Raw genomic sequence first — 12,052 nt, 5'->3', positions numbered from 1 at the left:
CAACGAAGCTGTACGTGTCAAGAATACCGTTGATGAGTGAAGCTCAGATTTGAGGTGAATACTCATGCATTTATGAATTTCTCCAATTCATATTCAACCTCTCCCCACAACCATAAACTATAAGCAAATCACTACCCGCCAGTTTGACACCAATGGTGATTGCTTTCATAGCCCTCTCTATTCGAGTTATCCATAAACAAAATTACATTGAAGTGTAGCCATTTATCATGACCTTAATAACCGTCCCATTACCTAACTCAGAAGCAGAGCAACTGTACTCCGAGTTGATTTCAGCAATGCAGTCTGGTACGAGTGATTGCATTATCAAACAGATAGAAAGTGCAAACCTAACCAATCTTCCATTTGTGATAAGAAAGTTCACCAGCGCACAGTGTGCACGGTTTTGGGAGCTGCTCTGTACTCAAAAGCCGAATTTGGCTGCTGACTTTCTGGATTACTTAACCGAGCCAGAGCGTGCTCTTTTATTTTCAAACCTTCCGATCGACAGTGCAAAAGACATTCTTTTACATATGCGTTCAGACGTTCGCCGCTCTCTATTACGCAGCTTACCTAAATCGCTTCATAAAGCCCTTGAATCCTCCCTGCCCGAAACTTGGGAAAACGAAGAAAAAGCTGCGATGTCATTTCCTGATGGCTCCGTCGGACGTATTTGCAAAAATGAGATCATTAAACTGGAAAGTTGGGCAACCGTTTCCGACTTAGAAACTATCTTGCGTGAAGGTGAAAAAAGCTCAGAACGAATCGAATGGCGTTACGTTTACCTGCACGATAAGCATGGCAACTACTTAGGTACAATCAAAACTCGAGAATTGTTTCTTGCTCAATCTTGGGACAAATTGATTGACCACATTGATAGAGGTGTTCCCACCGTACCAGCAAGTTTTGATCTCCAATCATTAAAAAGTGTGCTCGACTCTACCTCACACTCTACCGTTCCTGTCATCAACGAACACGGTTTTCAAATTGGCATTGTTGGTCACACGCAATTAAACCAGGCGTTATATGAAAAATCTGAACAACAACAACGTGAAACAAGCGGTATATTTGGTGGCGATGAATTTCGTACTATGCCGTTATTACCGCGTAATATCCGACGCCTCACCTTTTTACTTCCGTCGGTAATCTTGAGCTACGCCGCCGTATCGATCATCGCTTCCTTTGAACATATTATCGAGCAAGTTGCCGTATTAGCCGCCGTTTTGCCTTTAGTGGCTAATCTATCTGGGGCTGCGGGCAACCAATCCGTTGCCGTTTCGATTCGAGAGCTATCGACTAAGCATATTTCCGCTAAAGACTGGTTATTTGTCGTCGCCAAAGAGTTGCCTATTGGCGCTATAAATGGTCTAGCTATTGGTCTGGTTATTGCTCTACTCATGTTGTTTACACATGGCCAGCAAGGTCATTTATTACCGGTACTGGTTGCTACTGCCTACACCATATCGTCCACTTTAGCTGTCATGATCGGTGGTGCCTTGCCTCTACTTCTGAAGCGCGTCAACCTCGACCCAGCCATGCTATCCAGTCCACTACTTACCACATTAACCGACGCGATTTCATTCTTTAGTGTTCTGTATCTCGCCCAGCTAATGCTTCTTTAGCTTCGTTACTTAGTCATTACTTAGATTCGATATTAAACCATCTCCTAATAATTTAAACGCCACCAATTACACAGAAATCCACCAAAATTTAAAGAGAACCGTATGCATTTAGAAACGTTATTCACCTATTTGACTCTCACCGTTCTCGGCTTGTTGCCGATGATGAACCCGCCAGCTGCTGCCACCGTTCTTCTTGGCTTAAGTAAAGGCCGAGACAAGAGTTACATCGTTTCACAAGCGAAAACTGTTGGGCTCTATTTATTTATCGCCATGTGCATTACCTTTTTCATTGGCGCTTCTGTTCTTGAGTTATTTAGTATTTCCATTCCAAGCTTACGTTTAGGTGGTGGGATTATCATTTGTGCGATTGGCTTCAACATGCTGTTTCCAAAACCAGAAAGTATGGACGGCAGTGTCGGACAAGATTCCATCGCATTGGTGCCACTTACCATTCCATCGCTGTGCGGGCCCGGTACAATGGCACTGATCATTAGCCTTGCCGCTGAAATCGCATCCAGTGAAGAAGAATTAGAAAAAATTAGTATTTATACTGGGGTGATAGCTGGATTTGGGGTCGTTAGCTTAATTGCCGCTTTTATTCTCAGCATGGCTTACCCGTTACTTAAAGCACTGGGCCAAAATGGGATTAACGCGTTTACCCGAATTATGGGTTTTCTGCTTATCTGTATGGGTGTGCAGTTCTTTACTATCGGTATTACTGAGATCGTACAAGACATCGGCGCATTGCTTTAATTCTGTGTCATCTACCCCACGCTGTAGATTGAGAGCCTACAATGTGGGGGCCATTTAATATAAAGAGTTCCTGTTTTCGTTCCAACGACCACGATGCTTACCCCTATTAATTACACCCAATCATTTTCCAATAGCCCGCTTGAACTTCATTCCTGCCTGAAAACTTACCTTTGCTCACGCATCAATTGCCCATAAGTTGGCACTAAATTATCTGACAAAACGTATTACCTACACATCTGATTCAAAGTACACAAATGAAAAAGCTGACACCAACATTGTTGGCATCAGCTTTATCTTTAACAACTCTGGACGTTCTTTTCTAATGAGAGGTATTAAACATTGACGTGTTAACGATAGCTTACTCGATACAGCAAGGCATAAATCACAGGCAGTACGATTAATGTTAACAACGTGGCAAACCCAAGTCCAAATATGATGGTCACTGCCATCGACTGGAAGAAGGCATCAAATACCAGCGGGATCATACCTAACATGGTAGTAATTGCCGCCATACAGACCGGTCGCACGCGACTCACACTCGCATCCACAATCGCACGGTTAAGGTTTGAACCTTGATCGGTTTCGATATTGATTTGATCCACCAACACAATACCATTCTTCACAATCATGCCTGATAAGCTCAATAGTCCTAGCAATGCCGTGAACGAGAACGGAATATTCATTAATAGTAAGCCCGCACTCACACCAATTAATGCCAGTGGTACTGTCAACCAAATAGCCAAAGGCTGACGAATGGTGTTGAATAACAAGACCGTAATCAAGAACATGATCAGGTATCCCATTGGCAATGAACCCATTAGGTTGTTGGTCGCCTTTTGCTGACTTTCATATTCACCGCCCCACTCAAAATGATAGCCTTGAGGGAGTTCAATCGCTTCGATTTGAGGAGCGACCAAACGGCGTAAAGACTCAGCTGTATCATCACCAAATGGCGTCACATCGGCCATAACGGAAATCACGCGTTTAAAATTACGACGAACAATTAGAGAGTCTTCCGTCGTCAAACTAAAGTCGGAAACAACCTGTGTTATTGGGATATAACGGCTTTGATCTTGGCTCCACACTTGTAGCTCAGGTAATCTGTCGATATCAAAACGTTCTTCATCTGGCGCGCGCATCACAATCGGCATGATATGACTGCCATCTCTGAATAAACCGATTTGCTCACCATTTAAATTACGTAACAAGGTTCTATCAAGATCACTCTTGGTTATCCCAACACGCCTTGCTGCTGCGCCATCAAGTTGCGGTTCAAGCACTTGAGTTTTTTCTCGCCATGAGTGACGAACCGCGGTTGCTTTGGGCTCATTACGCATGATCTCATTCGCTTGAGCAGCAAGTTGTCTCAACACCTGTGGATCCGCACCATAAAAGCGTGCTTCTACTTTAGCGGCAGGGGCAGGGCCCAAGTCCATTAACTTAAACTTAAAATCAATATCCGGATGTAGGCTTTCGAGCCTTGATTTCATCTGGGGCAACATCGTTTCGATCGCGGCTAAGTCTTTCGCTTCAACAATCAATTGCCCGTAACTGCTGTATGATTTTTCAGGGGCATAAGTCAATATGAATCGTTGAGCGCCCGCACCGACGACGGTCGTTACATTATGAACGTCATGAAACTCACTCACGGTACGTTCAATTTGCTTTAGGCGCTGTTCGGTTTCACGAACGTCTGTGCCTTGTTGCAGCCAGACATCCACATAGAAAATTGGCGTATTCGATGGCGGAAAAAAGGCTTGTTTTACAGAGCCAAACCCGATCACAGCAGAAATAAGCAAGACCAGAGTTATAACCATAGTCGCGACACGGTTTTTTAGTGCGGTATTAAGAACCGTGCGATACAGGGTAAATATCAGCCCTCGATAAGGATCGATATGCTCTGACTCACCTTCAGCGATTTCTTCTTTAAACATCAGTTCGCAGAAGAACGGCGTTAACGTGATAGCAAGCACCCAACTTAGTAATAAAGAAATCGCTAATACTTGGAATAAAGACCCTAAGAAATCCCCCGTTGCGTCGGCAGACAAGCCAATAGGGGCAAATGCAATAATACCAATCAGTGTTGCACCAAGCAGCGGCCACTGGGTCTGTTTAACCACAGATTCAATGGCTTTACGTTTGGTCAATCCACGCTTCAGGCCGATTAAGACACCTTCAGTTATCACTATCGCATTATCAACCAGCATCCCGAGTGCAATGATCAAAGCACCAAGTGAAATGATTTGAATCTCAACGCCTAGAATACTCATTCCAATGAAGGTACCGAGGATAGTCAGTAATAAAATAGCCCCCATTAAAATGCCAGAACGCAAGCCCATCGCAAATAACAGTACGACAATAACAATCAATACCGCTTCGACTAGGCTCATCACAAAGTCAGATACCGATTTATCAACCGCATCGCCTTGGTCGTACACCTTGTTTAATTCAATCCCGATTGGGCGAGCAAAATCGAGTTCAGACAATTTATTACTGACACGTTCACTCACATCAACCACATTGACGCTGTTCGCAAACGAGATCCCAAGAGAAATGGCTTGTTCACCATTGCTACGATACAAGGTATAAGCTTTATCCTGAAACTGGCGGCTTACCTCTGCGATATCACCTAATTGGATCAGGTCATTGCTTCCCGGCGGGCTAAATTTAAATGACTTTAACGCTTCAATTTCATTGAACTCACCAGAAGAATGGATACGTATCGACTGTCCATCAAGTAGCAAATCACCACCGTTAGACACCATATTCTGATTTTGAATCAAACGAGATAGCCACGCAGGATCAAGGTTCAACGTATTGAGATCTTGTTGAGCAATCTCAATCACAATGTGTTCAGAGACTAGCCCCGCTAAATTAACTTTCTTAACGCCTTTAATGGTAAGAAGTTCACGTTGAAGGTATTCACCATAATTTTGCAGTTCGCGATAATTGTACTCATCACTCGTAATGTTATAGAGAATGCCATACACATCGCTAAAATCATCAATGACTTGCGATGGATTAACCCCTGGCGGCATTTTTGGTTGAATATCATTCACCTTGCGGCGCAATTCATCCCATACCTGAGGTTGCTGTTCTGCTTGTATGGTCTCTTTCAACACCACCGCGATCTGAGACAGCCCTGCGCTGGTAAAAGATTCGACATCTTTGACATATTCGAGCTCAGAAATTGCACGCTCAAGCGGTAAGGTGACTTCTTCTTCAACCTGCATTGCCGACGCACCAGGGTAAGTTGTATTGACCATAGCTTGTGGGATAGGAAATGCAGGGAATTCCAGTTGCCCTAAACCACGAAACGACAGCACACCACCCACTAATAAGATCGCAACCACTAGCCAGCTAATGACTTTATTTTTAAGTGCGTAATTAGTCAGGTTCATTATAAACCTCGCTCACGAACGATGGGTGAGACTCTCATTCCATCAAATAATTGGCTGACACCCGCGCTCACCACATAACTATTCTGAGAAAGATCTCCTGAAACAATCGCACCACGTGACGAAACACCTTGAATGGTGATATCTAACGGAGAAACTTGCCCGTTATGAAATACCCAGACCTGAGACTGACCAATCATGTCATTGTCTAGAATGGCGCTAGCAGGAACGACAAAGTGTTTCACTTCTTGTTTATCGATAATAACTTTATCGAGGTCGAGATGAAGCGTTGCTCCCATTCCGGGGTATACCGTATGATTATCTGTTGGCGCGACCAAAGTAAAGGTTACTTCATAGCTTTGTGTACCAGTTGTTGCTTGCGTCTTGTGCTGCTTGTAAATCACAGGGTAAGAAACCGACGAACCGTTAAACGTTGCCAATGGTTGGTAATATGGGTCAATTCTTTTAGCATTCATCTGGCTAATAATGCTCTCTGGTAACTGGATAGTAAGATCAATCATTTCATGATCTTGCAGAGTCACGATACCTTGGTGAGCTTGTATTTGTTGATGGTTCTCAATGTGAGTCGTCGCAATTCGGCCACTGTAAGGCGCAGTAATGACCGTATCTTTCAATCTATCTTGGGCAAGTTGCAAAGCACCTTGTGCGACTTGAAGACGAGCCTGAATACCATCAAACTCCGCTTGAGCCAATAGATTCTGATTCATCATTTGAGTCGCTCGATTGAATTCCCTTTTGACTAAATCAAACTCCGCTGTTTTTAACACGACTTCAGTTTTAAAATCTCGCTGATCAAGTCGAGCAATGACCTCTCCTTTCGTCACTCGTTGAGACGGTTTTAAGTTAAATTCGACCACCTCCCCACCCACTCTAAAAGCGAGCTCAACTTCCTTAGATGCAGAGACCTGAGCAGGAAAACGTCTTATCTCTTGATGACCCACAGGCTGGACTTCAGTCAAACGGACAGGGCGAGGCGTATCACCTATCAGTGGTAAGTCTTCGGTCGAACACCCGGTCGACATAAGTAAAATAGAAAAAGAAAGAAGTATGCGTGAAGGACGAACACGAGGCATGGATATCTCCAAAGTAGCTTAAATATTTTGACGCTACTTTGGAGTAAATAGAAGGCAAACACGATGAATTAGAGAAATTCAAATTAGCGATAATCACCTACGGTAAAGCTTGTTTAATTAACCATTCCCATTTGCGCGAACCGCTGAGTTTTTCGCTGGGTATATAATACTGTCTTTAATTCCATCTTTAAATTCATAGCTAAAGTCAGGAAATGGGTAGTTATTATTATCTTGCCACTGCATTACGGTTTCGGTCGCTTTCTCTTTGAGTTCATCATCAATAGGTTTAAGTGCCTGAGCAAGTTGATATTGGTTAGAAAATGCCAATTGCGCCCCTACCACCTCAACTTGCTGCATCACCGAAAACATCACATCTTCTTGCACAGCAAGAAACTCGTCATGATCTTTGCATATGATATAGGCAAGTATATCAATGTGTATCGCAAATTCACCGACGCCAACAAACCTTGCTCTCACAGGATCGTCATCGAGTTTGGGGTGTTGTAACAACAGTCGCCTGATACCAACGACAAGGAGTTTGAGTTGATCTTGCGTCAACTCGGAGCGCAACTTCAAGCGATGATCCATCCGACGTTTATCACGGCGCTCTAGGTTATCAATCTCCATATTGGCAAACTCGGAATTAGGGATAGTAATTAAAGAACGCTCTAGCGTTCTAATTCGCGTAGAACGTAACCCTATGCTCTCAATCGTCCCTAGATTGTTACCATAACGGCACAGTTCACCAATTTTTATTCCACCATCAGCGTACAAAGTTAATCCATTAATCACATTTTCTAAAACCGGACGAATGGCGAGAGCCACCGCTAAACCGCCCACCCCTAAACCCGTGACAATTGGGGAAATAGAGAAGCCCATAAAATCAACTAGATAAATACCTAGAATAACGATCGTGAGACCACCAAAAATGCGCGCGAGTACCGTTATTAAAGAGGCGTCGACATATTTACCTTCATGTTTGTTAAACACATACAGCTCAGCGAAGTAATTGAAGATGGTCATGATTAACCAAGCCACAAAGAAAAACTGCCCTATCAAGAATGAAGTCGACAGAAACTGATAGATCCCCCCGGTGATCCATATCCCGTCATCAATCACTTTTCGAGTAATAAACAGGATTAACACGACCCCAACCAGAGATAGTTGCCGACCAACCTGCCATTTCAACCCATTCCTATACCAACGTAAGTTCCAACGTTCACCAAGAGAAAAGCTAACCTTAATCATGAATCGACATAACAAAAATACACTGACTAAAGCGAACCACTGCCAGAGAGGAATCGATGCGTATAAGGTATTAAAGCTTTCCGGTAAAGACTGGATTAAAGGAGTTGAAAACAGTGGGCCAGGACGAATTAAAAACTCATGGTACAAGTCAGCCTCATGTTCACTTTTCTCCGTAGACGCTAATATCAAACGATACCATTTGGATAAACTATTAATGGAAGTGGTCGTAAATAGATATTGGCCGACTTTATCTCCATCTATTTGCTTGGCAATTAATATATCAGTATTTCCTAAACGCCACTGGCTCGTGGAGTCATCTGTTGGCGATGTAATTACTGAAGAATGTAATTGAACGTCTTTACCTAATCTATCTAGGATCTCATGCAGCAAAATGATTCTTTCCATCACGACCACAGTTCGACTGCGGTTAGGAAGGTTTGACAAATCCATAGTTCGAATGACTTGGGCATAAGCATGTTGGGCTTCGGGTAAATGAAGTTGTTCAAGCTGCCAATACTTAATTACGAGTTCAGAATACGTAACAAAGCCCGACAAAGTACTTTCAGGCGTCGCGGTGTCCACAAAACCGAGCTTATCTTGGCTGTAAGCCAATGAACTATACAAAACAATGTGGATAGCAAAGAAAAGAGTTAATAGTCGAGTTAGCATCATTGGCCTTTGATTTAGTAAAGAGATACGAGCTAGGTTCATATAAATTTACTTCCTTTCAACTCAATCCTTCCATCGCAAATAAAAAGCCGCACATGACCAACACATAAGAAGACAAGAAAAGGTAGATATATTTGAATGGCAACTTCCCATAAAGAATTAATGGTTGTGAGGTTATTTTTCTCATGTATCTAAACACCTATGGTTAAACATTTAATCAGCTATTTTTAGCTGCTAAGAATCACATTAAAGATGTGTAGGATCACCACCTTCATCTAACAAAGTGGCGTTGGGCTTATAATGCTCTGATGCAAACCGGTCCGTTATTGTTGTACTGATCACCGCTGAAGGGCAAGTCCCTAGGGTAATCCCTATAAGCAACGTTTTGAGGCTCATTGTCATAAATAAGCTTGGTTTTTGCAGAAGCGTCTTTCAGCATTAAGTTCGAAGACCATGCAAAACGTGAGAATAAGCCACTCACAATAAGGGAGAATAACAAAAGCTTTTTGTTTGATTTTTTCATTGGTTTAACAATAGGGTATTGAAGCTACATAGGTTCTTTTTGAGCCTATCTCCTTTGCTGCATTGAGTTTCCTTTCCTAGGAAACCTTGAATGCGGTGATCATAAATAACTAACAACGTTCTGAATACGGTTTACAGAAATTCAAAAATGACTTGACCGATTCACATTTGAATTTCTCGAATTCTTTGAGTCCCTAATTCAAGTAAAGCAAACTAACGTCAAGCCACATTAGGTTGAAACAAACGTCTAACCCTACTACGTATTGTCACTTTGGCGGGTTATATCAATCTAGAGGAATCGATAACATGAAATTCAATATTATTTATCTCAATGATCAACGTTATAAAATCTACGACATCGGAGAAGGACAAAGTGTGATGTTTATTTTCCACAGGGAAATAGCCATGGACGATTTGGAAGGTATTGTAAGGCTGAAGCTGAAAAAGCATCAACGGGTGATCATTGTCGATCTTAGTGATGATTACCCTAGTGACATTTCAAAAATGACAGAAGAGGCTTGCCAAGCGTTGATTGACGATCTTCATCTCCTTGCCGATGTGTATTGGCTCGATAACGTAGTCGTAGAAAGTGATTACATTAACAAGCCCATGCACAAAACCTTAACGTCTTTGCTTGGCAATCGATGCTTTTCTTTGAATACTTTATAGTGATTTAAAGGTATTTATGGTCATATTAGCTTTTGATACTTAGCCATAAGTTTGAAATTTAGAGTGACGCGAAAGCAGACTTTTTAGCGTTAAATGATCACCCTTAATTAACGGCGCTGCTTTTTAATTTGAATTTTCTAAATACAAACCAACCAATCCACAAGCTTGTTGTCAGTACAGCGGCTCCAATTAGCGCTGGCTTCGGATCGCTCAACGAACTTAATGAGCCCGCATAAGCGGCGATAAGACAATATGGTACCGTGCTCAACAGCCATGCGAACATAAATCGTGAAAAGGTCATGTTAGTGGCGCCGGCTAGGCAGGCGGTCACCTCTGGTAAAATAGGAATCGCTCGACTCAGAAGAATCATCCCTAATCCATGGCTCTGAAATGCCGATTTAGCGTCATTGATCTTGTGTTCATCTTTAAGTAACAGCATCAGTATACTATCACCATAGCGCTTACCTAAGAGGTACCCGGTAACACCCGCTAAGCTCATTCCAATAATCGCAGATAATGCACCAAGACTGCTGCCTAAAAAGAACCCAGAAAGAATCGTGACCGTGAGTGTTGGCATCGCGATCACAATATCAGCAAGCAGTAACGCGACTGTTAGAACACCAGCATAAATAGGCGACAAGCCTTGTGCATACGTTAACCAAGCTTCGATTTGTTCAACACTTAGAACCCCCGCTGCTTTTAACGATATAAAGGTGAGTGCAAATACCATGGCTACAACTAACATGACTTTTATTAAGTGTCTCATCACTCACTCCTATGGATAATTCATTTCAATCGTCAGCCCAGCTTGAAGGTCGGCCAATTTGATCTTAGATCGTTTATAAATGGGAGCCCCCGTTAAAGACACTTTCTGTTTATTAGAAAAACCGAGCCCTTCAGCAGGATAAATTCCCGTCCAGTTCTTCGTCACTTTTCCATTCTCATCCTCGTCGTGCAATACCTTAATTGCGACCTCCTGCTCATTTACATCAAAATGAAATGTCATGGTGTCACCCTGTGCTCTTTGCGTTTGCTGTTGAATAGCCAACTCATGCTGTTTGGGAAACCCCTCGTTCGAAAAAATGAACACGATAATATTGCCACCACGCTTGTGTTCAATTCCCGTTACCTTTATTTCGCTCGCTAATGTGCTTATTGTTGTGCTCATCATTAATACTCCTACACTTACCTGTATCCAATTCATCACTTTCTCCTTACCGATTGTATTCGACAGTATGAATGGCTCGTTTAGTTAAGTGGTTTTCATCAGCTTGGACGCCATTTTAGGGGACAACCGATTCAACCAGCGAAGCAGTCCCACTTTACCTATATCATTGTCTTCAATGCCTTTTTCTACGCCAGAAATCAGTCGGTCTACGGCTTCCACAATCGTCATCTTGTTGGTTCCTCTTCCTTGAGTCATCTTTGTATCCACTAAAGGCATCAACGCTTGCATCACAGAAACATTCGAGTGTTCAAGTTGATACCGTAATGAGATCGAAAAAGAGTTGAGCGCTGCTTTGGTTGCGCAATAAACCGCAGAGGATCTTTTTGGCGCGAGGGCAAGACCGGAATTGATATTGAGGATGAGACTTTTGCTTATGTCATTATTGCCTGAACGACCAAGCGCAGGCAGTAATAGGTAACAAAGACTGCAAACTGAAGTAAAGTTGGTGGTGATTTCCGACTGAATCGTATCGTAATTAAAGTCATCACTGTTAAATGCAGCAGGAAATTGAACGGCTGCATTATTGATGAGCACGTTCACTTTAGGGAAGCGTTTGAGTAGCTCACTGGCTACCCACTCTACTTCATTCGAATCGCTAAGGTCTACTTTGTAACCTTTTACGCCATAATCTGCAGACAATTGAGCAAGTTTGGCTTCGCCTCGACCAAGGACAATCACTTCATTGGTTTTACTTAGTCGCTTGACGATTTCTAGACCAATTCCCGAGGTGCCGCCGGTTATAATAATGACTTGGTTTAATAACTTCATTCGCTTCTCCCATGACGCGGTGTGCGTTAAGCTAGGAATTAATTTAATGAATCGATTCGCCTTGGGCGTTAACTTGGGTTAAAA

At 42.7% G+C, this 12,052-nt stretch carries 9 protein-coding genes; 3 read left to right on the top strand and 6 right to left on the bottom strand.

The genetic code is table 11. The features are described 5' to 3' along the window. Nucleotides 1-227 precede the first annotated feature (227 nt). Nucleotides 228-1,619, top strand: a complete 1,392-nt coding sequence (locus KP803_RS11330) for a magnesium transporter (protein WP_248008942.1) — start codon at nucleotides 228-230, stop codon at nucleotides 1,617-1,619. Nucleotides 1,620-1,721: 102 nt separating this feature from the next. Further along, complete coding sequence (locus KP803_RS11325) at nucleotides 1,722-2,372, top strand: MarC family NAAT transporter (protein ID WP_248008941.1); 651 nt, start codon at nucleotides 1,722-1,724, stop codon at nucleotides 2,370-2,372. A gap of 347 nt (nucleotides 2,373-2,719) precedes the next feature. On the opposite strand, the gene KP803_RS11320 is transcribed toward KP803_RS11325, so the two are convergent. The 3 genes from KP803_RS11320 to KP803_RS11310 form a co-directional block, all read right to left on the bottom strand. Next, a complete protein-coding gene (locus KP803_RS11320; RefSeq protein ID WP_248008940.1) occupies nucleotides 2,720-5,773 on the bottom strand; it encodes an efflux RND transporter permease subunit in 3,054 nt (1,017 codons plus the stop codon). Continuing rightward, nucleotides 5,773-6,864 (bottom strand): efflux RND transporter periplasmic adaptor subunit, encoded by a 1,092-nt coding sequence (locus KP803_RS11315; protein WP_248008939.1) that lies wholly within the window; start codon nucleotides 6,862-6,864, stop codon nucleotides 5,773-5,775. Before KP803_RS11315 ends, KP803_RS11320 begins: the two co-directional genes overlap by 1 nt. 117 nt (nucleotides 6,865-6,981) lie before the next feature. Continuing rightward, entirely contained in the window at nucleotides 6,982-8,823 is a 1,842-nt protein-coding gene (locus KP803_RS11310; protein WP_248008938.1) for a mechanosensitive ion channel family protein, read from the bottom strand. A 786-nt stretch (nucleotides 8,824-9,609) separates the two neighbouring features. On the opposite strand from KP803_RS11310, the gene KP803_RS11305 reads away from it, so the two are divergent. Beyond that, complete coding sequence (locus KP803_RS11305; RefSeq protein ID WP_248008937.1) at nucleotides 9,610-9,972, top strand: hypothetical protein; 363 nt, start codon at nucleotides 9,610-9,612, stop codon at nucleotides 9,970-9,972. 103 nt (nucleotides 9,973-10,075) lie between these two features. Here KP803_RS11305 and KP803_RS11300 read toward each other — a convergent pair whose 3' ends face one another. The 3 genes from KP803_RS11300 to KP803_RS11290 form a co-directional block, all read right to left on the bottom strand. Continuing rightward, on the bottom strand, nucleotides 10,076-10,738 hold the full coding sequence (locus KP803_RS11300; RefSeq protein ID WP_248008936.1) for a TVP38/TMEM64 family protein: 663 nt from the start codon (nucleotides 10,736-10,738) through the stop codon (nucleotides 10,076-10,078). 9 nt (nucleotides 10,739-10,747) lie between these two features. Next, a complete protein-coding gene (locus tag KP803_RS11295; RefSeq protein WP_248008935.1) occupies nucleotides 10,748-11,143 on the bottom strand; it encodes a DUF2141 domain-containing protein in 396 nt (131 codons plus the stop codon). Nucleotides 11,144-11,224: 81 nt separating this feature from the next. After that, on the bottom strand, nucleotides 11,225-11,968 hold the full coding sequence (locus KP803_RS11290) for an SDR family oxidoreductase (protein WP_248008934.1): 744 nt from the start codon (nucleotides 11,966-11,968) through the stop codon (nucleotides 11,225-11,227). Nucleotides 11,969-12,052: the final 84 nt, after the last annotated feature.

Origin of the sequence: Vibrio amylolyticus (assembly GCF_023145695.1) — a bacterium.
In the GTDB taxonomy this organism is placed as follows: domain Bacteria; phylum Pseudomonadota; class Gammaproteobacteria; order Enterobacterales; family Vibrionaceae; genus Vibrio; species Vibrio amylolyticus.
This window is presented reverse-complemented; position numbering and strand designations above follow the sequence as displayed.

Coding starts and splice junctions, on each gene's coding strand:
- KP803_RS11325 (WP_248008941.1), top strand. CDS start 1,722: ATGCATTTAGAAACGTTATTCACCTATTTGACTCTCACCGTTCTCGGC.
- KP803_RS11295 (WP_248008935.1), bottom strand. CDS start 11,143: ATGATGAGCACAACAATAAGCACATTAGCGAGCGAAATAAAGGTAACG.
- KP803_RS11305 (WP_248008937.1), top strand. CDS start 9,610: ATGAAATTCAATATTATTTATCTCAATGATCAACGTTATAAAATCTAC.
- KP803_RS11290 (WP_248008934.1), bottom strand. CDS start 11,968: ATGAAGTTATTAAACCAAGTCATTATTATAACCGGCGGCACCTCGGGA.
- KP803_RS11330 (WP_248008942.1), top strand. CDS start 228: ATGACCTTAATAACCGTCCCATTACCTAACTCAGAAGCAGAGCAACTG.
- KP803_RS11315 (WP_248008939.1), bottom strand. CDS start 6,864: ATGCCTCGTGTTCGTCCTTCACGCATACTTCTTTCTTTTTCTATTTTA.
- KP803_RS11320 (WP_248008940.1), bottom strand. CDS start 5,773: ATGAACCTGACTAATTACGCACTTAAAAATAAAGTCATTAGCTGGCTA.
- KP803_RS11300 (WP_248008936.1), bottom strand. CDS start 10,738: ATGAGACACTTAATAAAAGTCATGTTAGTTGTAGCCATGGTATTTGCA.
- KP803_RS11310 (WP_248008938.1), bottom strand. CDS start 8,823: ATGAACCTAGCTCGTATCTCTTTACTAAATCAAAGGCCAATGATGCTA.